Consider the following 26,289-nt stretch of genomic DNA (forward strand, 5'->3'; position numbering starts at 1 on the left):
CAAATAAAAAGTCCACTTTCAGTGGACTTTTTATTTCATATATTTAACTTTCTCTATAATCAACAAACGTAATTGGTTTTCTACTTTCTGGCTTGAAAACAATTGATTGTAATTCTTCAAAAGTTTCAAATTTTATAGAAGGCGTTACGCGTAATTTTGCTCTGAAATAATCTTTTATTTTTGCTAAAAAATCATCGGTTTCGTCTGTTGAAACTAATCGAATTAAAATTTCATCTGTTCCAAATTCGTTCGAATAAATTTCGATTAAATGTAATTTGATTTCATCAAAATGATTCAAAATATCATGTAAAGCTGGCGGATACAAGGTTGTTCCTTTGTACTTTATCATATGTTGCTTTCTACCTTCAACTGGTCCTAATCGATACGAATTACTCCCGCATATACATTTATCGGAATGTTTGCGTACTAAATCACCTGTTTTAAAACGCAATAAAGGCATTCCTTCTATTCCTAATGTTGTAATTGTCAATTCACCTAATTCACCATCTTGTACAACTTCATTATTCTCGTCTAAAATTTCTGTGATAATCAAATCTGGCTGATGATGTCCTCCAACCGATTCATTACATTCTGTAAACGCTGTTCCCATCTCGGTTGAAGCATAAGTCGAAAAAAGTTGAATATCCCATTTCGAATTTATTTTTTGCGCCAACAAAGACGAATTCAAATCTTTATCACGCAACGACTCTCCAATACACAAAACCGATTTTACGGATGAATTTTGATAATCGATGTTATTTTTCTCTGCATAATCTAACATTTTCAATAAAAAAGATGGAACAGCAACCAAAAATTTGGGTTGATATTTTAAAATAGAATCCCATTGCAATTGCGGAACTCCAGCACCAACACGAATAACGCCCGCGCCTATTTTTCTCAAACCAAGAAAATACGCCAAACCAGCCATAAAACGACGATCAATCGTTGTCATCAATTGTACAACATCACCTTTTTGAACCCCAATTCGTTGAAAAGAATTCATTTCATTTGCTGCCAGACGATCTAAATCTTTATCCGTCAAACCAAATGTTACAGGATCACCTAAAGTTCCAGAAGTTGTTGAGTAATCAATAATTTCAGTTAATGGAACACATAAAAAATCAAAATTATATTGTTGCAAATCATTCTTCGTTGTAACAGGAATTAATTTTAAATCTTCCGTTGTTTGAATAGATTTCCAATCAATTTGATATTTTTTGAATAAATCTTGATAAAATTTGGAATGCGTCGCAAGATACTTTATCTGTTCTTGAAGTTTCTGATTTTGAAATTCTTTAATCTCTTCTAAAGATTGAAGTTCTAAGGATGTTAACGCGTTTTTCGAGAACATTTGGATAATTTTTTCTGAATTTTATTTCGGTCAGGAACTGTAGTCACCTCCTTTGTCAATGCTAATTTATAATAAAAACTCGCTTGTTGATAATCTTTCTGCTGAAAATAATAATCACCAACTTTGTCATAAACCAACCAAAAATCAGGATTATTTTGAATGTAACTTGTTAAAAAAGTTTCATCAATTTTCTTATTTTCTTTTATCAACTTACTTATTTGGTGCGTTTGTTCACGATATTTTTCATAATTAGAATAATCAGCAGATAAGACAAACTTGTCTTTTTCTATTCTCAAACTATCTACATTTAACATATAATTTGAAATAGAATCATTAAAAATTTTATTCAAATCATAAGCTGTAAACTCACCTAATTGATATGGATTTGACGAAACCCAAACCAATCGTTTATCTGGTTGAAAAACAACTGCGTGATGCGCCAATAGTTGATTCAAAGCCTTTTCATTTCCGTAACCTAATTTAGTGTTTTTCAAACCATTTGTATCACGCAATAATTCAACCATTTTAGTGGGATTTAGCTTATTTTCATTCGAAAGATGTTCTTCAATTTTTTCAAAACGATAAACCGAATGACTTTCCTCTTTTTGAATATTATTTCGCTTATCATCCAAATAAACATCACTCTGAAAATGGTTAGTACAAGCTAAATAAGGTTGATTTTGAACTTCATAAACACCAAACTTTTTAGGAGAAATTTCTATCAACACCACACGATGATCTTTTGAACTACCAATCATGATACTCTCAGAAACGAAAACCTTTTTAGTCTTTGCTATTTCAATTGCTTGATCAATCGTTGAGGCATATTGTAAAATTTCTAAAGCAACGAGAGAAATAGGCGTTTTTGCTTTAAGTGGAATAGAAGATTTTCCCGCATTTATCGTTACTGTAAGCCCTTCCAGATTCATTCCAGACGAAACACCAATCATTCCACACCAAGTCACCGACATATATGGATAACCAGAATTTGGCTTGACAAACGAAACTATTTTATTCTTCGCAAAATCATCATTTGCATAAAAGTCAAAATTGCGACCAATCAACAAACCTCCATCTTCAGATTTATTATCCAAAACAGCCAAAGATGAACAACCAACCAACATCAAATCATGCATAGCATGTCCTATATCGTGCGCCCCATGTAAAAAAAGGTTACGATTATATTTGTCTATTAACGAATCATAGTGGCTATTTGCAGACTCAGAAAGTCCATAAATTTGTGCTTTATATTCGTTGTTGACATATTTATGTAAATCTCGATTATAATATTTGAGTACTTTGAAAAGAAATTTTCTGCGCTTTTCAGAAGGAATAAAATCAGTTATCAAATTCATGAAAGATTGCTCTTGAAAAGCATATAATTCTTTCGTTAAAACACCTGTTTTTTGACCAATTTCTAACGGATCTCCCGAAACAAAAAGTTCCCAATTTTGTGTTTTATTTTTCTTAAAAAAATTATTTTCAATATAAAAAAGTGAGTCATTGATCTCATTTCTACTATATTGTTTTGATTGAAAAGTAGACAAATCAGGACGATTTTCTAAACTTTTTCTAATGCCACAAGATATAAACGTAAAAAAAATAAACGTAAAAAAGTAAATAGTTTTATTCATTCGCATTTAGTTTTATTTCACGATGAACTTTATTCATTAAATAGTCAGCACCAAGGATTTCGCAACATGTTACAAATGCACCAACCGTTACACCCAAAACTCCATGAACACGGACATTTTGACCAGTAAAAAACACATTTTTTACTTTTGATCTTGGTGAAATAAATGTTTTCATCGGATGATTACTATCTTTCAAATATCCATACATATTTCCTTTTTCAGAACCTATAAAATCGCGATAAGATAAAGGCGTAGAAGTATGAATTGAAGAAATTTTTTCTCTAATATCAGGAAATTTTTTCTCTAATTTACGAATGATTAATTCCGTTTTCTGACGTTTAAATTCTTCATATTCTTCTCCTCTATTTCCGTAATTATCATTAATATCAACATTATACGATTCTTCCCATTTTTGTACTTCATCAAACATCATATACGTCATAACCGTCATACTTTCCGAATACTCTTCATCTTTTTGATCCATACTAAATGTTGCAATGTATGTATTTGGCCAATCATTTGTAGTTTTTTCGTAGCTGTCCCACACATCATTTATCGAGTTAAAATGATAAATATTATGATTGATATAGGAAAAACTTTTTGGCTTAAAAACAATATAAATAGTAAATGCAGAAGGCGTTACTTCCAAGCTTTTGACGCGTCGAGAAAATGGTTTACCAAACTTACGCTCGCCTAACATATCTATTGTTTTTTTAATGTCAATATTCGAAATGAATAAATTACCAAAGAAACGTTTTCCTTTTGTTGTTTCACAACCAATTACTTCTTCATTCTCGTTTTGTACAAATGATTTTATTTCTTGGTATTTATAAATTTCACCTCCATATTTCTTCAGTTCTTTGATCAAAAGTTTCGCGATTTGGCTTCCTCCATTTACACATCTCCAAGCCGAATGTATATAAGAGTTAACTGAAAGCGCGTGTATGTACAAAGGCGTTTTCTCTGCTTGTCCTACATAAAGAAAATTATTTCCTACTAAAACCGCTTTCAAACGCTTATTTGTGAAAACCGAATCGATGTATTCTTTCGCATTAATCGACAAAAAATCTTCTTCATCAGCAAAAGTTCCGATATTCAAATTATACATAGGAAAAGCAGAACAAATTTCCTCTAATTTTTTGCTGTATTTGATTAAATTTTCTCTCTCTTCAGGAAAAAAAACAGCTAATTGATCAACAAAATTCTGATACGTTTGCGCAATTGGATATTCCTGAGAATCATCATCAAACGAAATCATATCAAAACCATTTTTATTCAACTTGCGCAATTTCAATTTGTCGGATATATTCAAATAACTGAAATAGTTATACAAATTTTCTCCTTTATCCAAACCTCCAACATAGTGAACACCAGTATCAAAAATTGTTTTATTTCGAACAAAAGTTTGCAAATTCCCTCCAAACTGATTGTTCTTTTCTAATACAACAACTTTCTTTCCTTCTTTTGCCAAAATAAGCGCAGAAACAAGTCCTCCCAAACCACTACCAATAACGACTACATCGTAATGAGATTCAGAATTATTTTGTGTAAATTGTGTATTCATTTGTTTCGGTTTGTTGGGCAAAACTTGTAAAAAGTGATTCGTCAATATTTCTATTCTTTAAAACAACAATTTTCTCAAATTGATTTATTGTTTCTTGATAAATATTTTCAATATCAGTTGAAATTAAAAGCGTCATATATTCATCTATAACGTCAAAGTTAGGACGATATTCTAACGAACGGATTTTTATAATATAATTTGTTCCAGCAACCTCTCGCTTTTCTTCCTCTTTTACAAACGTTATTATTTTTCGGTTGAATTGTTGCATCAACAATAAAAAATCAATTTGTCCAAAATCATTCGAAAAATGTACAATTCTTTCATCTTTTGTAAATGCATTATTTAATTGATGATAAACAGATTTATTTAATTTAAAATCCTTTTTTACAGCTTGAATAATTTCAGATTCTTTGTATAAAAAACTTAAAAATAATTTCTGTTTCCAATAATTTTCATCTTCATATTGATTTCGAATTTCTTGAAAATTAGCTTTAAATTCTTTACTGATTTTTTTCGTTCGCTCCGAATAATTCAAACCACAATTTTCATCATTCCAAGCAATTCTTTTACCTATTATTGAATAAATATGTCCATCAAAAATTAAAAATTCTCCTTTTGGAATAATTTCAGAATTCCCATGAATATAAATTGGTAAAATATCAAGTTGTAATTTCTCCGCCAAATAAAATGCACCTTTGTGAAAACGATTTATATTATTCGTTCGAGAACGCGTTCCTTCAGGGAAAATCATTAACGAAAACTCATTCCCAATTCGAGTTTTAATCTCTTCAATATTATTTTCAACACCATTTGAAACAGGATAAAAACCAGCCATTTTCACGGCACGACCAAAAATTGGCGATTTGTAAACCCAATCGTTCACTAAGAACACAATTTTAGGCGTACACATTCCAATCGCCAACGTATCCAAAAACGAAGTGTGATTCGCGATTATGATTGACTGTTTCTTAAAATCTTCTTGATTTGGATTAATAATTTTCTTGACAACCGTTGGTTTTAACATCAACACAGATTTCATAAAAGTTGACATTCCCCAACCAAAAAGTCCATATTTTTTTTCTTTCGTGATTGGTAAAATAAGCATCAAAAATCGAAGAATTAAAGACGTTATTGTACCAAATAATCCAAAATAAATGAAGAAAATCCCACTTTGAATTGCCAACCACAACGTCATTGGAGATTTACCTTTTTTAGGACGATTTGAGATGAAAAATCGAAATAAAATTGGGTAGAAAATAAATGTAATCACTAGTGCCGCCACAACTCCAACTAAAGAAACTGATGCGATTGATTTCAACGCTGGATGTTTAGCAAAAATAAGTGCTCCAATTGCTAAAATTGTCGTGATAACTGCTAACAAAATCGAAGTGCGATAAGTAGGCATTTCATCTTTTCCGGTCGTATATTCTTTTTGTAAAGCACTCGTCATAAAAATACTAAAATCAACACCATGACCAAAAACCAATGTACAAACAATACTGCTAAAAATATTGAATTTAATATCAAAAAGTCCCATCAATCCAGCAGTAACCAAGCCCGATAACGCAATAGGAATCGCACTGATAATAACCAATTCTATACGTCGAAAGAAATACCACAATATTAATAAAACAGCAATAAATGAGTAATTGACAAGATTATTAAAATCTGTCACTAAATTTCCTAAAAAATTTTCGTTTAACTGTTTGCGATCAATTACAATTGTTTCTTTATTATGATATTGTTTGATGAAGTTTTCTCGGCTTTCTTCCTTTAATTTTACTAAAGTAGAAATCGTATAAAAACCTTTTTTTTGCGAAACAAATTCTTCAAAAAGCGACGGATTAAATGCTCTATAATCTTCTAAATTTAAAGGTTGATATGCTTTATCAAAAATTGAGAAAAATTGATTATAAATTTCTTTTTTGAAACCATATTTTTTTCCATCCTTGATAAATTCATTCTTTACAAAATTCACTTTATCTGAATTCCAAAAATTTTTCCAATCATATATTTTTTCTTGTTGAACAGAAATTGGTAAAATCAACGATTGAATAGAATTATAACTTAAAATCTCATCTCTATTTTCTGCTTTTTGTAACTTATTTGTTAACGCAATATTTTCATTTAATACGTCTTCTACATTGTTTCCATAATTGACAACATACAACGATTTTGAGATAGAATTAGACGATGTTTCTAACTTTTGTTCCGCTATTTTTTGATCGGTTGGAACGTAATTCAATTTGGATAAATCTTTATCAAAATTGACATTATTAAACGTAAAACAACTCACAATAATCAAAAGAACACAAGCACCAATCAATATCTTGTTATTATGAAATGAAAAGAACGCTAACTTCTCTATTATTGAAGAATTATTTTCAATCGCATCTTGTTTTGGATGATATAAATGTGGAATAATCAATAAAGAAAAAATACCAGAAACAATAACTGTTATTCCAGCAAAAATTCCTAAATCTTTCAACACATCTGATTTCACAAAAAGTAAACACAAAAATGCAATCGCTGTTGTCGTACAGCTCATGATTAACGGTTTCGTAATCTCTCTAAACAATGTTTTAGAATCGCTATTGTGCTTATAATGCGTCATGATATGCAGCGAATAATCAATTGTTATTCCTAATAAAACTGCTCCAATACTCAATGAAATTGCAGAAATTGTACCTTGAATAAAATACAAAAGTGCCAAAGCGAAGAAAAAACCAAAAACGGAAGGAATAAAAATAATTATCGGAATGTAAATTTTTCGATAGAATACAATTAAAATGATCATTAATGTAATCATCGAAATCAAAACGGTTGTTATAATATCTTGTTTAATTTGTTTTGCATTCGCAACTGCAATAAAGCTTGAACCGAAATAACTCAATGTTGATTTTCCGCTATATTCTGGATTTAAATGCTGTTGAATTTCTTCTAAACGATTAACAAATTCAGTATTATGTTCTGTTTCACTTCCTGAAAATTTAGGATTGATAAAAAGAAATAATTTCGAATGATCTTTCGTCACAATAAATCCATTGTAAACTTCGAAATCATCCGTCAAATTCTTTTCTTTTAAACGATTTAATGCAACAAAAGTCAACCCAAGCGGATCTTTCAACATAAATTCTTTTGAAACAATTCCAGTCGGTGTAATCAAACTTTTGTAATTACTTTCAACAATAGAAGCAATCGAATCTTTTAAGAGTTTTTGTTCTAACTTTTTATAATCTTCTTTCTCTAAAAAAAGTGGCAAATTTTGATGAACGAAATCAAAAGTCGAAGCAAAATTATCTAAATCATATTGACCTTGAATATCATTATAATAATTACTTAACGGCTGAACACTATCTAAAAAATCTGTTGCTTGCGCCGTCATATCATCCAACGTTCCAGCTTTATCTTTTTCGATAATCACCGCAACTTTATCCGTAAATTTTAATTGAGCAATAACCTTTGCCATTGCATCATTTTTCTCATCTTTCGGAATGATTCGCGTAATATCTTCTTCAAATTTTAGTCGATTTGAAAAAAAAACACAACCAAGTAAAAAGAGAATAAAAAATAATACACTCAACCATTTATTTGCCTTGATTTGTAAAAATATGTTGTAGAAAAATTTATGCATTCTTAATTGTCTTTTGACTGAAATAAATTAATAAAAAATAACTTACAATTCCACTAACAATACTACAAAAAGTAGCTAAAACTAAACTTCCGACAATATAACGAAGCAGATTTTTTTTGATAATTTCAAAAGAAACCAAACTCAAATCCAATTGAAAATTGTCTTGCAAAATAAATCCCCCAGTCAACAAAGAAAGATAAATAATTATCGGAATCATTGGCGGAATACTAATGTTGGAACAAAAGAAACTAATCACTTTATTAAGACGAAACATCGACGCTAAAAAAATGGATAAAAAAGTTTGAAAGCCCCAAAATGGTGCAATTCCAAGAAAAATTCCCAAAGCAATTGAAAGCGCTTTTACTTTATTGCTATCATTACTCCCTAGAATATCTTCTTTAATGAATGTTCGTATATTTTTTTTTTTGAAACTGAAGAAAAAATTTCGTGGTTTGATGTAAAAAATCGTCAAAAAAACCAGAAAAGTATTCAAAATACTAATTCTCGTAAAATCTTGAAATGGACGAAAATGTGAAACTCGTTCGTTTGGATCGTACAAAATATCAATCGGAATATTGGTCACCTCAACTCCTTTCCAAGCTGTTCGTACAATAATCTCAATTTCGAATTCGAATTTATTTGTCCAAAACTTTTTCGGAATAAATTTCAACGGATACAAACGATAACCAGATTGTGTATCATTCAGCTTAATTCCAGTCTCGAACCAAAACCAAAAGTTAGAAAACTTATTTCCAAAACTACTTTTCTTCGGAATTCCATCTTGCTCCATTTGACGACTTCCAATAATTAAAACAGGCTTATTTTTTTGATCTAATTCTGTAATAAAATTTGGAATATCATATGGAAAATGTTGACCGTCAGAATCGATTGTCAATGCATAATGGTAGCCTTTTTCTCGCGCAGTTTTAAAACCAATACGAAGTGCATTTCCTTTTCCTTTGTTCTCTGGAAGTTCAATTACAATAAACTGATTCTGATAATCTTTTAAAATTTCAGAAGTAGAATCCGTCGATCCATCATTTATAACTATAATTTGATTCGTGTAATCTAAAACTCCGTCAATCACACGCTTCAATGTTTTATGATTGTTGTAAGTCGGAATAAGTACACAAACTTTTTGTTCGTCTATTTTATGTCGAATAATCGAAAAATCCATTGATTAATTTAGTTTTTTCAGCTGTTGCGCTGTAAAAGTATTGTATTTTTTGGCGTACGATTTCACCAAAGTTTTTACTTCTTTTGGTGCAGAACTAAAATTTTCGACAATAAATGTTTTATCTTCTTGTATATTTTGATTGTATTTGATAAACTTTGGAATATTCTCTTGAATAATCAATCGAATTAAACGATTTTCAACATCTTTAGAGTCTTTTTTTATCGAATTATTGATCAAAGTTGCTCCATCTGTAAAATATTGTTTCTTCGTTTCCTTATCTTTTATATACCTTGCTTTCAGAATTTTAGACGCACCTTTATATGCAATAATTGTTTGATTATCACCTGAATAATTATCTAATTTATTATACAAAATAGATACATTATTCGATGATTTTGAAGCGTTTTCAAAATCTGTTCTCAATTCGGATAAGGTTAATCCAAAGAAAAATGAAACCGATAAAAAAATAGATAATAGAGTTTTCATTAATCTAAAACTTTATAAATTGCACTAAATTTTAACGCATTTGTCGTTTCAAAAAATGAAGAATTTTTCACTTTCACTTCATTATTTTCACAAACAACATTCAAACTCAAATCCAAAATAGGATTAATAAACGGATTTATTGTCGCCATAAATTTCACATTCGAAACTTTAGACAAAAACAAATCTTTCGAAACAAAACCTTCTGTTATCTCCTTTATTATCTGCATCATGCAAACACCAGGTGTAATTGGGTTATTTGGAAAATGACCTTCGAAAACTTGATGATTTGGATTTAATTCAATTTGAACTTTAAAATTATTTTCATCAATTTTCTCAGTATTTTTAATGATATATAGATTAGGAATAAGCATTTGTAATAGTTTTGAGTTACAAATATAATCTAAAAAAAGATGATTTGTACGTTAGTTTACTCTTCCTCTAATTGTATATTTACTTTTGTAAGTGTGATACTTAAATTGAAGTGATTATGTTTGATTAAAATCTGATCAGGAAAATCTGTTTGATCTCCTGAAAATTGATTAATCGTTTTTATTTTATTCTTCTTTAAATGAACCAATTCTTTAAAATAATTTGATTCATTCTTAGCAAAAATTAAACTCACTTCTTTTGATTTTAAAATCGTTTGATCTGTCGTTTTTATATGCTCATCAACTTGAAAATCATTCTTAAAAATAGCTTGTAAATCTTCTGCAAGAGTTTTTACAACCACTTTTTTTTTCAAATCTGGCATTACATAATTCAATGTATAATCGTGGTCTGTAACTGACAAATCGAATAACGTATTCCCAAAATCAGACGTCATTACCACACGATGCGAGTTGTAACCCAATTTTTTCACAACAAAATTACCTTTCATTTCCTTTTTCATGAACGTAATCTTGAAACGATAACTATACTCTTTATCAGTTGAACTAAAATATGGGTTCAAAAACTCCCTTTCATCCTTTTGTTGTTCTTGTATATCAGCAATTTTGTAAGTCGTTCCACAAGAGGTTAAAATGAAAAAACTAAGGATTAAAAACAGACGCATTTATTGTTTTATTTAAAGATTTGTTGGTAAATAAAATTTTCGTGTAATCATCCGAAGGTTCAATTAATTTGACTTCTGTAACCGTTGATTGACCTGAATAAAACGTCAACTGAATTTCTTTGATGTACTTTTTTACATCCTTTATTTTTGGTTGTAATTTTGCAATTCGAGATTTATCAGTTTTCGCAAAAGTTATGATAAAATCGTTTGTATCAAACAAATTTCCACTTACACTTCCGACAATTAATTGATTTAATTTTTCAAATTTTTTATTTCCTTGTAAATCTACACTCGATTTTTTCCCTTCATCATTAATGTAAATTTTTCCATTGTTAAAAATCACATTATAATCAATTGGTTGTGTATAATTCCAACGCATCGCTTTAGGATTTTGCAAGTACAATTTTCCTTTCGAAACAATTGGTTTATCCAAGAAACTCATCACTTTATATTGTGTAAAATCAGCCGTCAACGTTTGTATTTTCTTAGAATCAGCTATAATATCTTTTTTGAAATTCTCAATTTCAGCATTACTCATTTTACTTTCTTGCGCAAAAATTGTCAAGTGAAAAAAAGCTAATAAAATGAAGATTTTAGTTTTCATATACATCAATTTTCAAGAGTTCATTTAATGGAACTACTTTATAATTTTCCTTTTGTAAAAATACGAATAATTGCTCTAAAACATTCGCAGTTTTGTCTGAAGTATCGTGCATCAAAATAATAGAACCAGGCTTTATTCGACCAGTAATTCGGTTCAATAATTTTTTTTCATCATTGATAACTGTATCCAAAGAACGAATATCCCAACCAATTACATTATGTTGTGTTTTATTTAAAGCCTTTGCTATATGTGGATTTGTGACACCAAAAGGTGGTCTAAAAATTTTCGTCGTAACGTTTATTTTTTCTCCAATAAGTTGATTGGTAGAAACGATTTCATCAATGATTTTTTCTGTTGAATAAAAACCATTTTTAGAAGAGTGATGAAATGTATGATTCCCTATCAAATGTCCTGATTGATGAGTTATTTCAAGAATTTCAGGATAATTTTCGATTTGTCTACCAATGCAAAAAAAAGTTGCTTTTGCACTATTTTTTTCTAAAATGGTTAAAATTCTTAGTGTAAATTCCGTCGGTCCATCATCAAAAGTAAGAGAAATTATTTTCTCTGAATGATTATTTCCTCGATGATAAGCTTTCAAAAAATAGTTAAATCGAATTTCAAAAGCTCCAAAAATTGTCAATAACAACCAAATAATAAAAGGTATAAACAAATAAAAAAAAGACAAACCTTTTGTAAAACAACCAATTGATAAACAAATTAGTATAACTACAAAAAGGATTGTGACTACTCTGAATTTCATATCGATTGAAGCAATACTAAACTCAAATCTTTACCTTTATGACCATTCACTAAAAGTACGTTTTTATAACTTTCAGCTTTTACGTCATTCTTTTTGAATTGGTTTGGTAAAGTTTGATTTTTCAATAATTCACAACCTAACACAAATCCGAAAGCAGAGGAAGTTCCAAATTCTCCAATAAAATCTTTGTATCCAAATAACTCAAGTTGATTTAAATCATTAATATTCAATAAATTTTCACCAGAAATAATCGAATCAATATCGGTTAAATCAATATGATTCAATTGAATGAATTTTAAAATTTCGGAATATAAATCTTCAAATTGATTTAAAATAGAAACATCTAAAACTTTTGTATAAGAATTTTCATTTCTTTTATTAGATAAAACACAAAAATGAGCACCTTCACTATATTTAATTCCTTGATTTTCTTCTGATTCAATCTCACCAATTAATTGTAACAACTGATATGTTCTTTCTCCAATTTCATCAATTCCACCAACCAAAACGTTATTTACTTCTTGATTTTCAACTTGTAAAAAACCATCTAGAAGTGCATTTTCAAACGAATTAAAACCATTTGTATACGTGAAATTATACGCATTACAACCAAGATGCAAAGCAATTTGAGAACCAACTGTATTGTGCGTAGATTGAATAAAAGCTGTTGGCGTCAAAAACTCTTCTTTGTTTTGAATAATATTTGTCAAAAACTTCTCAGAATCAACCAAACAACCCAAAGCAGTTCCAGTAATTATTGCTTCTGGTTGTTTAATTCCTGCCTCATTCAATGCTTTTAGAGAAGAATAAATTCCCATTTTTACACCAGAAGCCATTCTACGACTCATCGCAGGAGAAATAATATCTTTTAACGAAGGCGATTTTGCCTTAGTAATAGAAGCTTCTAAAGGAAGAAAATCATCAGTTATTATATCTATAAATCGCACATTTACAAAGCCTAATCCGTTTACAAATACTTCTTTCATGATTTAGAAAAAATTAAAGTTGAACAATTTCCTCCAAAACCAAACGAATTTGATAACACATATTCAATATCTTTCTTTTCCAATTTTGTGGTCGGAAAGATATTCAACTCTTCAATCGGAGATTGAAAATTAAGATTTGGATAAACAAGATTATGTTGAATACTCAACAAACTGAATACCGCTTCTACACTCGCTGCAGCAGCCAACGTATGACCTGTAAATGGTTTTGTAGAACTAAAATTAGGGACATTTTCTCGGAAAATTCTCTTCAAAGCTCGACCTTCTGTTATATCATTATTGTTTGTTGCAGTTCCATGAACATTAATATAATCGATTTCTGAAGGCTGAATAATAGAAGTTTCGAACGCTTTTTTCATCGCCAAATACGCTCCTTCTCCATTTTCAGACGAAGCTGTTTGATGAAATGCATCATTAGCATTTCCAGCACCAACTAAATAACCAAGAACTTTTTTATTTGACTTTTGAACTGATTCTTCTGATTCTAAAACTAAATAAGCTGCTGCTTCACCAAGATTTAGACCTTTTCGATTTTCATCAAATGGTTGATTAAACTCATCACTCAAAATCATCAAACTTTTGAATCCATTAATGGTAAATTTTGACAAAGCATCCGTTCCGCCAACAATCACTCTATCTAATTTTCCTGAATTAATCAAGCGCGCTCCATACATAATCGCATTCGCAGCCGAAGAACAAGCCGTACTAATTGTAGAAACAAAGCCTTTCAAACCAATTTCATTTGCAATTTGATTGGAAGAAGCGCCCGCATCGTGACTCGAAATATACTTTTGTTTCTCGGGCAGGTTTTCATAATCCAAAAAATAATTTTCCGTCATATCCATTCCTCCCACACTTGTCGAAGAAATCAGTCCTGTTCTGACTTCATTTACGTTTTCGATTCCTGCATTTTTCAGAGCTTCTTTCACAGCTATTAGTCCTAACATCGCTGTTCGAGAGAAATTATTCTCTGAAGATAAGTTTAAAAAAGTTGCTAATTCATCATTCGATAATTTAATTTCACCTACAAAAATTTCATTTTTATGAATAGAATCAAAATTTTCAAGGCATGATAAACCATGCTTTTGATGAATTAATGAATCGAAATTCTCTTCGACATTCTTACCAATTGCCGAAATAATTCCCATTCCTGTTATTCCAACTTTTTTATGCATTATTTTGTTCTATTTTTTTCAATATAATCTGCCATTACTTCTACCGATTGAAAGATTGTTTTTCCTTCTTTTGGATCAGTAATTTTGATTCCATATTCTTTATCCAATAAAACAATCAACTCCAAAGCATCGATTGAATCTAATCCCAAACCGTCACCAAATAAAGGATCATCATTTTTGATATCCTCTACTGATACATCTTCAAGGTTTAAAATTTCGATAATTTTTACTTTTAAGTCGTTAATTAAATTTTCCATAGTATTTTTTATTGTAAACTAATATTGTTTTTAATCCATTAAGTACATTTTCGCTTCGTAATCACCTTGTAAATAATCTACCCAAGCCAAAACAACTTTCTTTGCTTTGTTTTTTCGAATTAAATAATTCGCATATTTTTTTAATTGTTCTTCATTAAAATTTTTCGAAATAAAAAAAGCATTTTCTGTCTTCAATCCATGACGAATACTTACTTCACCTAAACAAATATTTGCTAATGTATAAACAAAAACAGCAGGACTTGGAAAAATTTCATCAGTAGATTGAATACTTTGTTGATGTTTCAAATCTGATTCTAAACTCGAATTTCGATTTGCAAAAACCAATGCAATATCTTGATTTTCATTTAAAGTATTCTCATCTTTCAACAAAATTTCGGCAGCTAAAAAAGCTAATTTACTTTGATAATCCATTTTATAAAATTTTGGATAATCAATTTCGAAAGATTTGAAGAAATTTTTCGAAAATATACCAAAATCTCCTGAAGAATCTTCAAAATGAAGTTCATCATACAACCAAACTTGTTCGTTTTTAATCTCAACTTTAGTCATTCTGAACTTTTTTTAGAATAATTACAGCATTACTTCCTCCAAAACCAGATGAAGTTTTCAAGATAATATTGACTTCTTTTTGAAGATTTTCATTCAAAATATTTAATGGAACTGAAGTTCCTATTTCACTAAAATTATGACTTTTCAAAACTAAATTTTCTTCAGCTTGCTTCATCGCAATAATTAATTCCAACAATCCAGAAGCGCCCAATGTATGTCCATAAAAAGCTTTTAAACTATTTGTCGGAGTTTTATCCATTTGTAAACGATTAAAAGCAATTGCTTCCATTTCATCGTTATACAATGTCGCCGTTCCATGTGCCGAAATATAATCAATTTCATTTGATGAAATATTGGCTTCTTTCATCGCGACTTCTATACTCAAGACCAAACCTTCACCCGTTCGAGATGGTCCAGAAATATGATTTGCATCGTTAATTGAAGATTCACCCAAAATCTGAAAACTATTTTCTTCTTGACTTTTTGAAAGATAAACACAAGCCGCAGCTTCGCCTAAATTAACACCTTTTCTATCTTTGTCAAATGGTTTACATAATTCAAAATCCATTGCTTGAAAAGAATTGAAACCTGTCAAAACAAAATCTGTCAACTCATCCAAAGCCAAAACATATGCATCATCAAACTCATCAATTTCAATGAAACGTTTTGCAACATTAACTGCTAAAACTCCAGAAACACAAGCATTTGAAATGATAATTGGTTCAGTTTTAAATCCAAAATAATCTGCAATTTTCTTTGCAAAATTTGGAATTGAAACTTTTTCTAAAGAATCAGAAAGTTGATCAATATTTCCTTTTGTAGTTGAAAGTACAAAAGCAGTTCGTTGTGAAATTTTTGATTTTTCAATAATAGATTGAAGAGCTGAAATACCAATTATTTCTAATCGTGTATAATGTTGATTATCTTTTAGTTCATTTTTTAAATTTAAGAAAATATCATCCTCAATTTTCCCAGCATAAAAATTCTTTAAATGACCAAATGAATCAATTTTAGAAACAGCCGAATTTCCTTTCAACAATTCATTCCAATTTGTTTCAATTGAATTTCCGAAAGGCGTTAAAATATTTGCACGATTAATGTAAACTTTTTCCATTACAACAATCCTACTTTTTTCTTCCATTCTTCAAAAAATGGTGGCAATGTTAACATTAAATCTCCTTCGTTGTCTAAAAAAACTTGAGTCGTTTCTCCAATACAAACCAATTTTTCATCTTGATTGAAAATCTTGAATCTGTATATCATTTTAGCAGCCAAAGTATCTTCAAAAGTTGTTTCTACTCTACATTTATCGCCATATTTCAATGGAAATTTATGTTCACAAACCGACTTAATGATTGGTGTTACAAATCCGCTTTTTTGAATATCCAAATAACTAATCCCAAAATGACGTCCAAAAGCTTCCCTTCCATCTTCAAAATACGTAATATAATTCCCATGCCACACGATTCCCAACGGATCGGTTTCATTGAATCGTACTGCGAAATTGGAATTATGTACTAATGTTTTAATCTTCTCTTCTGAACTTATCATAATATATAGCGGCAAACAAGGTAATAATATAGAACAAAGTTAACAAAATAATATTCGGAACAATCTGAAGAAAAGATTGATTTCGCAGAATTAAACTATAATAGCCATCGAGTGCCCAATTCATCGGTGATATTTTCGCAAAATGTTGCATAAAATCTGACATCGCAAAAACTGGAATCCAAACACCACCAATTGCAGCTAAAATAACGACTAAAGTCGCTCCAAAAGGTGCAGATTGTTCTTGGGTTTTCGCAATTGTACCTATTAAAAGTCCTAATCCAATTGCTGCCAAAGAAGCAAATATAGTTAATCCGTAAATAGAAAATAATATGCCATCCGTTTTGAAACCTGGTAAATCAATCAATGGAAAGACTAATTTAGCGACACATAAAATCATTGTAAATTGCAATAAACTTATGATTAAATACGTGATGGTTTTTCCGATAATTTGAACAGAATAAGGCATTGGACTTGTTAATAGTCGAATATGTGTGCCTAAACTTTTTTCTTTTACAATGTTGATAGAAAGCGGAACAACAATAAAAAATATCGCAAATAATGTCCATGCAGGCACATTATGTTGTGTAACATTTGGTTTCAAAACTGATTTAGAATCTTCAGGAACAATCTCTTGAAAATGAATAAACTTCTCATTTTGAAATCCTAAATCATTTGATCCCATCTCTTGTTGAAATGCTTTGTAAATACTTTTATTCTCAGTATCTGTAATTAATTTATCCAAAACATTCGACACATTTTCTTTGAAAGCCAATGAAGTTGCAGGATCAAAGTATAATTTAATCGTTTTTGGATTGACTTGTTGATTATATTTAACTTGCGTGCTATCAAAAGCAAATTCGTTCAGAATTTTCTCAACATTTTGATTGATTTTATAATTCAAATCCTTTGATAATTTCGCTGGAATTACAATTCCAACTTGGTATTTTCCTTTAAAAACTTCAGTTTTCAGTTCATCTTCCGTTAATTTTTTCCCATTTAATTCAGTTACAATTTTTAAATTTCCTGAATGTGAAATATGTTTTTTTACAATCGCAGAAATACTACCTTGATCATGATCAATAAATAGAACAGGAATACTTGCTTCAGCAAAAGAATCATAGGTACTTTTCTGAATTTTAGTCACCGTAATAACCAAAATCAAAGGCATAATAAAAAGAATCACCAATCCGCCAATATCACGAATAAGTAATAAAATTTCTTTCTTTATACATGCTAAAAGTTGGCTCAACATATCACGATAATTTAGTTAAATTAACAAAAGCTTCCTCCAAATTATATACATTCACTTGCTTGATTAATTCTTTCGGTTCAGCTGTAACAATTGATTTTCCTTGATTCATAATCGTGACTTGCGTACAAAAATCTTCGGCTTCTGCCATATGATGAGATGTATAAACAATCGACATTCCTTGTTGATGAAGCTCTTGTAAATAGTCTAATAATGCAATTTTTGATTGTATATCAACGCCAACAGTTGGCTCATCTAAAAAAAGAATTTCTGGCTGATGAAGAATTCCTGCCAATAAATTAATGCGACGTTTCATTCCTCCCGAAAAAGAATCAATTTTTTTATCTAAAAACTTACTCATTCCTACTTTTTCAGTCAAAAGCTGAATCTTTTCGTGTAATTCTTTTGAAGGAACTTTATAAATTTTTCCAAAAAATTCTAAATTTTCTCTCGCTGTCAACGTTGGATACAACGCATATTCTTGCGGAACAATTCCAATGATTTTTTGAATCTTTTTTAAATCTGTTTTTTGATTTAAATTTTGAATCACAACATTACCAGAAGTTGGTTTAATCAATCCAGAAAGTATCGACATCAAGGTTGTTTTCCCTGCTCCATTTGGACCAAGTAAACCGTGAATTTCGTTCTGTTTTATCGTCAAAGAAAAATCTTCTAGCGCAAAAACATCAGAATTTTTATATTTTTTATATAATTTTTCAATTTCAATCATCTGTGACTAAATTGCTTTTCTTAAACGTTTAAAAAACGATTCTTCCAAATCTGCTAATTCCAATAATTGATCCGAAATCACATCGTAAATATCTTGTGCATTGTTTCGTTTTTTATAAACTCTTGATGCATTTAGAGCTAAATCTCGCCATTTATCCCCAATTGCAGAAATTTCTAAGGCAAAATCATTCAGATTTGGTTGATTCAATTTTTGTGAAGCTTCTTGTAAAAAAGCAGCATAAATATAACGAAAACCTCCACCTCCTGTCCCAATCTCTTCTTGCATTCGAATCATTTGTGCCAAAAAATAATTCGTTTTTGCATTCCCAATTTTCTTTGGCATTTTTTTAATTCGTTTCGCAACCATTCTGATTCCTCGAACACCAACAATCGGAACTGGTGCTAACATTTCACGACACATTTTCTTAATTCCTTTTTTGATTGCTTTCTCAAAATCTATATTTTCTGGAATAAATTCAGGATAATATAAATGTCCTTTTGGTGCTAAAACACCTTTCGAAAAACGCACTTTTTCTAACTCATTTTCAGTCAACTTTGTCGTTTCTTGCATCACAGGATCACTGATTAAATACGTTTGATCTTGCTTACCGAAAACAACTAAATTATGTCCGTTAAAATGAAATTTATATTCTTCTGGAAAATAAGTTAAATTATACACACCAACCTGTAAGCCGCAAGGTCGATTGGCCAAAAGCTGTTCATCTAAGAATGTTTGGGCAGATTTTGTAGAGCGAAATTTATGACGTTTAACCTTTATACCAAGATTTTTTGCTGCACGATTAAAAATCATTCCTGGCATCGGACGATAACTAATTGCAGGTGCGTGATTGACTTTTAGAAAAGGTAAAAACACAAAAAAAAGTCCTGAGCCAATTCCAAAAATCATTGGTTCTGAAATCTCAATTCCTTTATTTTTTAATAAATTAGATGCTACTCCATTTTCGCAATGTGCTGATTGAAAATGTTTAAAATCAGTTATGGTTTCCATCAAAGTTTTTTAATTCATCAACCGAAATTTCAAAAGCTTCGGCATATTTTTTTAGTGTTGATTCTTTTAATTTTGAGAAAACAGTTGGTTTCGCATGTCTTTTGACAAAAATCTTCCAAATTTCGACATAATTAGACAAAATTTCCCAATCCATACGTTTCAATTCCATGAAATATAAAATTGGACTTGCTTTTCCATCAATTACTTTTTGTCTTGCTTCCTCTATACGTTCCTCCAAAATTTTTAAGGTTTCGGACTGAACAATATTCTTCGCTTCCCAACCCGCACTCAATGTTTGGGAAAATTCTCCCTGTTCATCAATTGCGTAATAAACTTCGTTGAAATTCTTGAGATGTCCTTTATCTTGTGGTACTTCAGATTGTTTCATTTTTTATGGTTTTGAAGCATTAAATTCATTGTAGCTGTCGCAATTATTTCGTCATTCAATATAACTTTTGCTTGCATCAAACTAATTGTAAATTCATCGTAATCAAAAACTTCTAACAACGTTGCTTTTGTTATAATGGTTTGATTAACTTTTGGCAATTGCATAATTTCAGCTTGTTTAATCGAACTAATAAAACCTATTACATCACCTTTATGTACATCAGAAAAATTGATAAAATAATTTTGTCCAATAATTGTCGAACAAACTTGCGCCATATTTTCCAATAAACCAACTTCTGCAAAATATTCGTTCTGAATAAATAATTGATTCGATTTTATCGAAAATAAAGCTTCAACATAGGTTTTCTCAATCCAAGAAATCTTGTCTACAAAAAGCATTGGTTCACGATGTGGAAGAAATTGTTGAATATCAATTTCCTGATTTACTTTCATAAAATTATGTTTCTGCAATCACTGTTTTCATCTCTCCTTTTGCAATTACTTCTCCTTCTATCTTTGTTTCAATCGAAACCAAAGTCACTCCCATTACTTCGTGCAAAATAGTTGCTGTTGTTGTTAAATTCTCATTCACTTTTGGCAAACGATTAATCTCTATTGATTTCATCGAGCCAATATATCCTGTTGGAACCGATTCATCTCGAATGTAAAATTGATAACCTGTATACAAAGCAACTGTTTGTGCCATGTGTTCTAATATTCCAGATTCTTTCAATTGATTATTTTCGACAAAAATCGAATCGTTTTTGACCGTTAAGCCTCCAACAACTTTTTCCTCTTCATATTCAAAAATAGCATCTACCATAATAATTGGTTCACGCTGTGGAATCAATTGTTTGATAAATCCTATTGTATGATTGGGTAATTGTATTTTATTCATTTTTTAAACGACTGTTAAATAGACGTACGAATACGAAAAACGCCCACTTTCTGGTACACAAAGCATAATACGATCTCCTTTTTTAAGATTTCCGTCTTGAAATAGTTCGTCAAGCATCAAAAAAACAGACGCTGAACCCACATTTCCAACTTTGCTTAAATTCATAAACCATTTCTCTAACGGAATATAAATATCTCTCTTACAAAATTCGTCATATAAACCTTGAACAAAATAATTTGACGAGACATGCGGTAATAAATAATCAATTTCATTTGAAGATAATTGATGTTTATCCATTGCAGCTTTCATGCTTTCTACGCCTTTTATCAAAATATTATCATTCAGAACTTTGACATCTTGTTTCAAAGAAAAAACGGATTCTTTTAACCATTCTTCCGAAGAAAAATCGCTCCAAGATTTCATTTCTCCATTCGGTAATTTATCACCTCCGGCATACATACATGTTTCCAATTCGTGTGCGTAAGAATAAGATTCCATCCACTCTATTTTAAGCGAAATCGAATCTTCGTTTGGTTGATTTTGCAATAAAAAAGCTGCGGCCCCATCTGATAACATCCAACGTAAAAAATCTTTTTTGAATGCTATAATTGGTTGCTCTTCTAATTCTTTTAAATTCTCAACTTCATGCTCAAATTTTTCTGCTTTCATCCATGTCGAAACTCGCTCAGAACCTGAACAAACTGCATTTTTAGAATTACCTGACTTTACCGAAAGATAACCAAATTTCAGCGCATTCATCCCCGAATTACAAACTCCCGAAGAAGAATTTAACTCTACCGAAACACTATTTTGCAATAAACCGTGTACCATCGCGGCATGAGAAGGCAACAACAAATCTGGCGTTGAAGTCCCACAAGACAACACTTCTACCTCATTTTTTGTGAACTGTGTATCAAATAAATTTGTAATTGCATTACTCGTCAATTCGGCATTAGAATGTGTGACATTTCCAGTTTTATCGAGAGCGTAATAACGCGTTTTGATTCCATTATTTCTTAAAACGATTCTTCGAGCTTTTGAAGGAATTTGATTAATTTTTCCTAAAAAATCTTCCATTTCTTCGTTAGAAATTGGTTGATTTGGCAAAAACTTCGACGTTTTCGTTATATATACATTTTGCATATTATTCTATTCCTTGAAAATATTTTACCTGTTTTTTATATTTAAAATAGTTGAACGGATAAAATATAATATATAACAAATTTACTAGTGGAGATATTATCCAAATAGCTAAAATTAAATAATAATAAAAGAATTTCAAATACTTTTCTCGCTGTTTACCTTGTTTAGAATCAATAATTTTAGACCAAACTTTAAACATTCGATTCCCTTTTGTATCAACAGAAACTAAAAAAGGTTTTACCTCAACGGCTCCAGATTCAATTAAGTTTTCTTGTAGATTAGAGTAATTATTATTTTGGATTGAATTTAGAATAATTTTACCAAATCTTCTACTTTCTTGAATAGTTTTTTCACTAATTCCTGGCAAAGGCAACAAATTGAACATTCGTTTTTTAACGCCCGAAAACATCCAATTTACAATTGTCATTGCACTTACTAAATTTGGTGTATGATCGACCAATGCGATGTTTCCGACTAATTTAGACTGTCGTTCTTTTAATATGGTTTTGATTTTTTCTTGTGCCAAAAACCACATATTTCGCGAACCACTAATTGTAATTATTTTAGAATTTTCTAAAATTTGCTGTACTTGTTTATCCTTTAAAAAAGAATTTATTTGAATAGATGGTGATAAAAACCAAACTTGATAATACAATAAAATTAAATCATATTTCTGATTCAAGATTTCAGTCGGAATTGGTTTAATCTTCTTTTCTTTTTGAAGAAAACTATCTGGAAAAGCATTGAAAAAAGAATAAAAATCCCACGGAAAAGGAAATTCCTCTTCCATTTCTATCTTGTATTTCGTTAAATTAATATCTTGATTTTGAACTAAATCATATGTTGTTTGATCGACAATCTCATTTAACTGTCCTGACTGAGAGTAATAAACAACTAATACGTTGCATTTCATGTAAAAGTTTAGGTTTTTTAGTGGTTTGAAAATTCATATTGTGGGCTAATTTACATCCAAAAATCGAAATAATTAAACCATTGATAAGGATATTTTTTTACAATGGTTTCTAGATTGACGCAAAACTCTTTCAAAAGTGCATTTGCATCACGATGTTTGAAATTTGCTTGACGCGCATATAAGTGATAGTGTAGATTTTTTTCCTTCATTACATACACAAAAGCAACGGGCACTTTCAAGCGAGAAGCAATAGAAAATGGTCCTGCAGGAAAATTAGCTTGTTTTCCAAGGAGCACTTCAGACATCGTTTTATTTCCCTCGAAATAACGATCTCCTGTAAAACAAATTAATTCGTTTCGACTAAGCGCATTATTTATTTCGAAAATATGAGATAAATCTTCTTGAATCAAGATAAACTTTACCGAAGGTTTCTTCGAAATACTTTCTAAATATTCTTTGATAACATTTCGTTCTAAATCTGTTGTAACCAAATTAATTTGACAATCAAAGTCAATATCTGCAAAAAAATGTTCAGCAACTTCGAAATTACCAACATGTGCACTTATTAAGATTCCGCCTTGTTTTTGATTCAATAGATTTCTTAATAATTCTATTCCATCAAATTCGTACGAATATTTGTTACGTAAACCTGCATTAATCGCTGTTTTATCAATCAAGGCTTGTCCAAAAGTATAGTAACTTTTGTAAACACTTAAAATTGATTTGAAAACCGAAAAATTTAATCGATAACGAAAGTATTCGTAAATAGATTTGTTACTGCTATAAGCCGTTATAAAATAATAAAAAGCTACAAAAATTAAGACTGAGTAAGCAGCCTTAATTCCGAGCTTTTTCATAACGTTGACAAATATTTTGTATCCCAGGACCGTTCCTTTAGAACGACCATCCCATTGTTTCATATCTGTTATTTATTCTCTAACTTTTGTTCTACAATTGCATAGAAATCTTCAAAAGTTATCATATTTTGAAAATCTTCTTTAATTAATTTCACACCGAAATTAGATTCAATGATTACCACTAAATCAACATAGTCCAAACTATCTAAATCTAAAGATTCTTTAATATTTTTTTCCTCTGAAATCACAGAAGGATCAACTTCAAATTCATCAATTAAGATAGCATTTAATTTTTCAGCGATTTTACTTTTCACCATATTAGGAGTTAAATTTTTTAATTACTAAGGCAGAATTCGTTCCACCAAATCCAAAAGAATTCGACAAATATACATCAAATTCTTTATTTAAGGTTTCTTTAACAATGTTTAATTTAACTGAATCTTCGTCTGCTTCTTCGAAATTAATATTTGGTGCAATAAAGTTATTCATCATCATTAAGTTAGAATAAATAATCTCACTTGCTCCTGCCATCCAACATTCGTGTCCCGTCATCGATTTTGTAGAACTTACAAAAGGTTTCGTTTTTCCAAAAACTTGGTCAATCGCTTTTGCTTCGTTCGCATCACCAACTGGCGTAGAAGTCGCATGTGCATTGATATATTGAATTTCATCAGCAGAAATTTTTGCTTGTTTCAACGCTCTATTCATTGCAATTGCTGGCCCATCTACATTTGGCGTAGAAATATGTCCACCATTCGACGAAAAACCATAACCCAAAACCTCAGCAATAATTGGCGCACCACGTTTTACTGCGGATTCATAGCTTTCTAAAATCAATGTTGCTCCACCTCCACTCGGCACCAATCCATCACGATTTTTATCGAAAGGACGACAAGCTTGTGTAGGATTTGCTTCATTTTCGGAAAAAACACCCAAACCATCAAAACTTGCCATTGCATACTTATTAATCTCCTGTGCTCCTCCACAAATAATCATATCTTGCAGACCATCTTTGATCATCATATAACCTAATCCAATCGAATGCGAACCACTTGCACAAGCTGCACTAATCGTAAAACTAATTCCAGTCAACTCAAAAATTGTTGCAAGATTCATGGTTACAGTAGAATTCATTGACTTGAAAATCGCTCCAGAACCAATTAATTCAGTATCTTTTTTCTCACGAACAATATCTATTGCATCAATAATTGCTTTTGAAACACTATCGTTTCCATATATAATTCCGACCTCGTTAGTCTTGATATACTCTTCCGTCAAATTAGCATTTTTCAACGCTTCTAAAGTTGCCATATAAGCGAACTCTGTTTCTTGACCAATTGTAATTCGTTGTCGACGATTCAAAAAAGGTTTCAAATCTGGTACTGGAACAGTTCCCGTCAAAGCTGATTTAAAGCCAAATTCTTTGCGTACTTCATCAAAAATAATTCCTGATTTTCCTTGACGCAAAGATTCTGTTACCTCTTCTAATGATGTTCCTAAGCAAGAATAGATGCCCATTCCTGTTATTACTACTCTTTGACTCATTTTATCTAAGAATAAATTCCTCCATTTATATTAATAACCTCTCCTGTGATATAACTCGATTTTTTAGAAACCAAAAAGCTTACCAAATCAGCAACTTCTTCGGCTTTTCCAAAACGATTTGCTGGAATCAACTTCTTTAATTCTTGTTGATCCAATTCATCTGTCATATCCGTTTCGATAAAACCTGGTGCAACAGCATTCACAGTTACATTACGTTTTGCTATTTCTTGTGCCAATGCTTTCGTAGCACCTATCACAGCAGCTTTTGCAGCAGAATAGTTTGTTTGTCCTGGCGTTCCTTTCAAACCAGAAACAGAAACTATATTAACAATTCTTCCGAATCTATTTCTCAATAATGGATTAATAAAGAAATGAGTTACGTTGTAAAAACCATTCAAGCTTGTATTAATCACATTTGACCAATCTTCTTGAGTAATCCACATAAACAAATTGTCTTTCGTAATACCTGCATTGTTTACAATAACTTCTACAATTGCATCTGTATTTTTCTCTGTCCATTCGGTTAAAACTTGTTGCGTTTGATTTGCATCAGCCACATCAAATTTTAAAATTTCTCCTGTTCCTCCTAATGCTTCAACTTCTTTCAAAGTCTCTAACGCAGCAGCTTCATTCGAATTATAATTTATCAAAAGATGATAATCATGTTCTTCGGCAATTTTCAAACAAATTGCTTTTCCAATTCCACGAGAACCACCTGTTACAATTGCACATTTCATG

At 30.4% G+C, this 26,289-nt stretch carries 28 protein-coding genes; all 28 read right to left on the bottom strand.

All coding sequences use genetic code 11. The features are described from left to right. Positions 1 to 43: 43 nt before the first annotated feature. Positions 44 to 1,351 (bottom strand): phenylacetate--CoA ligase family protein, encoded by a 1,308-nt coding sequence (locus B3M86_RS11340; RefSeq protein WP_219034299.1) that lies wholly within the window; start codon positions 1,349 to 1,351, stop codon positions 44 to 46. Beyond that, on the bottom strand, positions 1,330 to 2,991 hold the full coding sequence (locus B3M86_RS11345) for a C45 family autoproteolytic acyltransferase/hydolase (RefSeq protein ID WP_286495628.1): 1,662 nt from the start codon (positions 2,989 to 2,991) through the stop codon (positions 1,330 to 1,332). Before B3M86_RS11345 ends, B3M86_RS11340 begins: the two co-directional genes overlap by 22 nt. After that, the gene (locus tag B3M86_RS11350) at positions 2,978 to 4,549 is read right to left on the bottom strand and encodes a phytoene desaturase family protein (protein WP_291076799.1); all 1,572 of its coding nucleotides are present in this window, start codon (positions 4,547 to 4,549) and stop codon (positions 2,978 to 2,980) included. Before B3M86_RS11350 ends, B3M86_RS11345 begins: the two co-directional genes overlap by 14 nt. Beyond that, positions 4,524 to 8,183, bottom strand: coding sequence for an MMPL family transporter (locus B3M86_RS11355; protein WP_291076798.1), 3,660 nt, complete (start codon positions 8,181 to 8,183; stop codon positions 4,524 to 4,526). Before B3M86_RS11355 ends, B3M86_RS11350 begins: the two co-directional genes overlap by 26 nt. Then, positions 8,176 to 9,360 (bottom strand): DUF2062 domain-containing protein, encoded by a 1,185-nt coding sequence (locus B3M86_RS11360; protein WP_291065371.1) that lies wholly within the window; start codon positions 9,358 to 9,360, stop codon positions 8,176 to 8,178. The genes B3M86_RS11355 and B3M86_RS11360 overlap by 8 nt, the downstream gene beginning before the upstream one ends. Positions 9,361 to 9,363: 3 nt before the next feature. Then, positions 9,364 to 9,846: a hypothetical protein gene (locus B3M86_RS11365; RefSeq protein WP_291065373.1), complete on the bottom strand. Its 483-nt coding sequence runs from the start codon at positions 9,844 to 9,846 to the stop codon at positions 9,364 to 9,366. Further along, positions 9,846 to 10,217 (bottom strand): 3-hydroxyacyl-ACP dehydratase, encoded by a 372-nt coding sequence (locus B3M86_RS11370; RefSeq protein WP_125350372.1) that lies wholly within the window; start codon positions 10,215 to 10,217, stop codon positions 9,846 to 9,848. Before B3M86_RS11370 ends, B3M86_RS11365 begins: the two co-directional genes overlap by 1 nt. 56 nt (positions 10,218 to 10,273) lie before the next feature. Next, on the bottom strand, positions 10,274 to 10,897 hold the full coding sequence (locus B3M86_RS11375; protein ID WP_125350373.1) for a hypothetical protein: 624 nt from the start codon (positions 10,895 to 10,897) through the stop codon (positions 10,274 to 10,276). After that, positions 10,875 to 11,501, bottom strand: a complete 627-nt coding sequence (locus B3M86_RS11380; protein WP_409410633.1) for a LolA family protein — start codon at positions 11,499 to 11,501, stop codon at positions 10,875 to 10,877. The genes B3M86_RS11375 and B3M86_RS11380 overlap by 23 nt, the downstream gene beginning before the upstream one ends. After that, on the bottom strand, positions 11,491 to 12,102 hold the full coding sequence (locus tag B3M86_RS11385; protein ID WP_291059084.1) for a polysaccharide deacetylase family protein: 612 nt from the start codon (positions 12,100 to 12,102) through the stop codon (positions 11,491 to 11,493). The genes B3M86_RS11380 and B3M86_RS11385 overlap by 11 nt, the downstream gene beginning before the upstream one ends. A 158-nt stretch (positions 12,103 to 12,260) precedes the next feature. Next, positions 12,261 to 13,250: a beta-ketoacyl synthase chain length factor gene (locus B3M86_RS11390; protein ID WP_286495636.1), complete on the bottom strand. Its 990-nt coding sequence runs from the start codon at positions 13,248 to 13,250 to the stop codon at positions 12,261 to 12,263. After that, complete coding sequence (locus tag B3M86_RS11395; protein WP_280051371.1) at positions 13,247 to 14,443, bottom strand: beta-ketoacyl-[acyl-carrier-protein] synthase family protein; 1,197 nt, start codon at positions 14,441 to 14,443, stop codon at positions 13,247 to 13,249. Before B3M86_RS11395 ends, B3M86_RS11390 begins: the two co-directional genes overlap by 4 nt. After that, complete coding sequence (locus tag B3M86_RS11400) at positions 14,443 to 14,700, bottom strand: phosphopantetheine-binding protein (RefSeq protein WP_019975316.1); 258 nt, start codon at positions 14,698 to 14,700, stop codon at positions 14,443 to 14,445. Before B3M86_RS11400 ends, B3M86_RS11395 begins: the two co-directional genes overlap by 1 nt. 30 nt (positions 14,701 to 14,730) lie before the next feature. Next, positions 14,731 to 15,270, bottom strand: a complete 540-nt coding sequence (locus tag B3M86_RS11405) for a 3-oxoacyl-ACP synthase (RefSeq protein ID WP_291076796.1) — start codon at positions 15,268 to 15,270, stop codon at positions 14,731 to 14,733. Continuing rightward, positions 15,263 to 16,411: a beta-ketoacyl-[acyl-carrier-protein] synthase family protein gene (locus B3M86_RS11410; RefSeq protein ID WP_291046904.1), complete on the bottom strand. Its 1,149-nt coding sequence runs from the start codon at positions 16,409 to 16,411 to the stop codon at positions 15,263 to 15,265. Before B3M86_RS11410 ends, B3M86_RS11405 begins: the two co-directional genes overlap by 8 nt. Beyond that, a complete protein-coding gene (locus B3M86_RS11415) occupies positions 16,384 to 16,821 on the bottom strand; it encodes an acyl-CoA thioesterase (RefSeq protein ID WP_221854827.1) in 438 nt (145 codons plus the stop codon). Before B3M86_RS11415 ends, B3M86_RS11410 begins: the two co-directional genes overlap by 28 nt. Further along, positions 16,796 to 18,073 carry an ABC transporter permease gene (locus tag B3M86_RS11420; protein WP_221854826.1) on the bottom strand — a complete coding sequence of 426 codons (1,278 nt, stop codon included), beginning with the start codon at positions 18,071 to 18,073 and terminating at the stop codon, positions 16,796 to 16,798. Before B3M86_RS11420 ends, B3M86_RS11415 begins: the two co-directional genes overlap by 26 nt. A 1-nt stretch (position 18,074) precedes the next feature. Continuing rightward, the gene (locus B3M86_RS11425) at positions 18,075 to 18,800 is read right to left on the bottom strand and encodes an ABC transporter ATP-binding protein (RefSeq protein ID WP_221854825.1); all 726 of its coding nucleotides are present in this window, start codon (positions 18,798 to 18,800) and stop codon (positions 18,075 to 18,077) included. Between the two features lie 6 nt (positions 18,801 to 18,806). After that, positions 18,807 to 19,808, bottom strand: coding sequence for a BtrH N-terminal domain-containing protein (locus tag B3M86_RS11430; protein WP_291059088.1), 1,002 nt, complete (start codon positions 19,806 to 19,808; stop codon positions 18,807 to 18,809). Then, positions 19,792 to 20,196, bottom strand: a complete 405-nt coding sequence (locus B3M86_RS11435; protein WP_125350383.1) for a hypothetical protein — start codon at positions 20,194 to 20,196, stop codon at positions 19,792 to 19,794. The genes B3M86_RS11430 and B3M86_RS11435 overlap by 17 nt, the downstream gene beginning before the upstream one ends. Continuing rightward, a complete protein-coding gene (locus B3M86_RS11440; RefSeq protein ID WP_291076794.1) occupies positions 20,193 to 20,648 on the bottom strand; it encodes an ABC transporter permease in 456 nt (151 codons plus the stop codon). The genes B3M86_RS11435 and B3M86_RS11440 overlap by 4 nt, the downstream gene beginning before the upstream one ends. Positions 20,649 to 20,652: 4 nt before the next feature. Then, entirely contained in the window at positions 20,653 to 21,093 is a 441-nt protein-coding gene (locus tag B3M86_RS11445; protein ID WP_114999650.1) for a hypothetical protein, read from the bottom strand. 3 nt (positions 21,094 to 21,096) lie between these two features. Continuing rightward, a complete protein-coding gene (locus B3M86_RS11450; RefSeq protein WP_280049818.1) occupies positions 21,097 to 22,236 on the bottom strand; it encodes a beta-ketoacyl-ACP synthase III in 1,140 nt (379 codons plus the stop codon). A 1-nt stretch (position 22,237) separates the two neighbouring features. After that, the gene (locus B3M86_RS11455; RefSeq protein WP_291052746.1) at positions 22,238 to 23,149 is read right to left on the bottom strand and encodes a dialkylrecorsinol condensing enzyme DarA; all 912 of its coding nucleotides are present in this window, start codon (positions 23,147 to 23,149) and stop codon (positions 22,238 to 22,240) included. A gap of 50 nt (positions 23,150 to 23,199) precedes the next feature. After that, positions 23,200 to 24,069, bottom strand: coding sequence for a lipid A biosynthesis acyltransferase (locus B3M86_RS11460; protein WP_291046920.1), 870 nt, complete (start codon positions 24,067 to 24,069; stop codon positions 23,200 to 23,202). A 5-nt stretch (positions 24,070 to 24,074) separates the two neighbouring features. Beyond that, the gene (locus B3M86_RS11465; protein ID WP_038332291.1) at positions 24,075 to 24,323 is read right to left on the bottom strand and encodes an acyl carrier protein; all 249 of its coding nucleotides are present in this window, start codon (positions 24,321 to 24,323) and stop codon (positions 24,075 to 24,077) included. Between the two features lies 1 nt (position 24,324). Continuing rightward, on the bottom strand, positions 24,325 to 25,551 hold the full coding sequence (locus tag B3M86_RS11470; RefSeq protein ID WP_291046922.1) for a beta-ketoacyl-[acyl-carrier-protein] synthase family protein: 1,227 nt from the start codon (positions 25,549 to 25,551) through the stop codon (positions 24,325 to 24,327). 5 nt (positions 25,552 to 25,556) lie between these two features. Continuing rightward, a complete protein-coding gene (gene fabG / locus B3M86_RS11475) occupies positions 25,557 to 26,288 on the bottom strand; it encodes a 3-oxoacyl-ACP reductase FabG (RefSeq protein ID WP_291076792.1) in 732 nt (243 codons plus the stop codon). Position 26,289 lies beyond the last annotated feature (1 nt).

It is taken from the genome of Empedobacter sp. UBA6305 (genome assembly GCF_002440405.1).
GTDB lineage: Bacteria > Bacteroidota > Bacteroidia > Flavobacteriales > Weeksellaceae > Empedobacter > Empedobacter falsenii_B.

Coding starts and splice junctions, on each gene's coding strand:
- B3M86_RS11340 (WP_219034299.1), bottom strand. CDS start 1,351: ATGTTCTCGAAAAACGCGTTAACATCCTTAGAACTTCAATCTTTAGAA.
- B3M86_RS11345 (WP_286495628.1), bottom strand. CDS start 2,991: ATGCGAATGAATAAAACTATTTACTTTTTTACGTTTATTTTTTTTACG.
- B3M86_RS11350 (WP_291076799.1), bottom strand. CDS start 4,549: ATGAATACACAATTTACACAAAATAATTCTGAATCTCATTACGATGTA.
- B3M86_RS11355 (WP_291076798.1), bottom strand. CDS start 8,183: ATGCATAAATTTTTCTACAACATATTTTTACAAATCAAGGCAAATAAA.
- B3M86_RS11360 (WP_291065371.1), bottom strand. CDS start 9,360: ATGGATTTTTCGATTATTCGACATAAAATAGACGAACAAAAAGTTTGT.
- B3M86_RS11365 (WP_291065373.1), bottom strand. CDS start 9,846: ATGAAAACTCTATTATCTATTTTTTTATCGGTTTCATTTTTCTTTGGA.
- B3M86_RS11370 (WP_125350372.1), bottom strand. CDS start 10,217: ATGCTTATTCCTAATCTATATATCATTAAAAATACTGAGAAAATTGAT.
- B3M86_RS11375 (WP_125350373.1), bottom strand. CDS start 10,897: ATGCGTCTGTTTTTAATCCTTAGTTTTTTCATTTTAACCTCTTGTGGA.
- B3M86_RS11380 (WP_409410633.1), bottom strand. CDS start 11,501: ATGAAAACTAAAATCTTCATTTTATTAGCTTTTTTTCACTTGACAATT.
- B3M86_RS11390 (WP_286495636.1), bottom strand. CDS start 13,250: ATGAAAGAAGTATTTGTAAACGGATTAGGCTTTGTAAATGTGCGATTT.
- B3M86_RS11395 (WP_280051371.1), bottom strand. CDS start 14,443: ATGCATAAAAAAGTTGGAATAACAGGAATGGGAATTATTTCGGCAATT.
- B3M86_RS11400 (WP_019975316.1), bottom strand. CDS start 14,700: ATGGAAAATTTAATTAACGACTTAAAAGTAAAAATTATCGAAATTTTA.
- B3M86_RS11405 (WP_291076796.1), bottom strand. CDS start 15,270: ATGACTAAAGTTGAGATTAAAAACGAACAAGTTTGGTTGTATGATGAA.
- B3M86_RS11410 (WP_291046904.1), bottom strand. CDS start 16,411: ATGGAAGAAAAAAGTAGGATTGTTGTAATGGAAAAAGTTTACATTAAT.
- B3M86_RS11415 (WP_221854827.1), bottom strand. CDS start 16,821: ATGATAAGTTCAGAAGAGAAGATTAAAACATTAGTACATAATTCCAAT.
- B3M86_RS11420 (WP_221854826.1), bottom strand. CDS start 18,073: ATGTTGAGCCAACTTTTAGCATGTATAAAGAAAGAAATTTTATTACTT.
- B3M86_RS11425 (WP_221854825.1), bottom strand. CDS start 18,800: ATGATTGAAATTGAAAAATTATATAAAAAATATAAAAATTCTGATGTT.
- B3M86_RS11430 (WP_291059088.1), bottom strand. CDS start 19,808: ATGGAAACCATAACTGATTTTAAACATTTTCAATCAGCACATTGCGAA.
- B3M86_RS11435 (WP_125350383.1), bottom strand. CDS start 20,196: ATGAAACAATCTGAAGTACCACAAGATAAAGGACATCTCAAGAATTTC.
- B3M86_RS11440 (WP_291076794.1), bottom strand. CDS start 20,648: ATGAAAGTAAATCAGGAAATTGATATTCAACAATTTCTTCCACATCGT.
- B3M86_RS11445 (WP_114999650.1), bottom strand. CDS start 21,093: ATGAATAAAATACAATTACCCAATCATACAATAGGATTTATCAAACAA.
- B3M86_RS11450 (WP_280049818.1), bottom strand. CDS start 22,236: ATGCAAAATGTATATATAACGAAAACGTCGAAGTTTTTGCCAAATCAA.
- B3M86_RS11455 (WP_291052746.1), bottom strand. CDS start 23,149: ATGAAATGCAACGTATTAGTTGTTTATTACTCTCAGTCAGGACAGTTA.
- B3M86_RS11460 (WP_291046920.1), bottom strand. CDS start 24,069: ATGAAACAATGGGATGGTCGTTCTAAAGGAACGGTCCTGGGATACAAA.
- B3M86_RS11465 (WP_038332291.1), bottom strand. CDS start 24,323: ATGGTGAAAAGTAAAATCGCTGAAAAATTAAATGCTATCTTAATTGAT.
- B3M86_RS11470 (WP_291046922.1), bottom strand. CDS start 25,551: ATGAGTCAAAGAGTAGTAATAACAGGAATGGGCATCTATTCTTGCTTA.
- fabG (WP_291076792.1), bottom strand. CDS start 26,288: ATGAAATGTGCAATTGTAACAGGTGGTTCTCGTGGAATTGGAAAAGCA.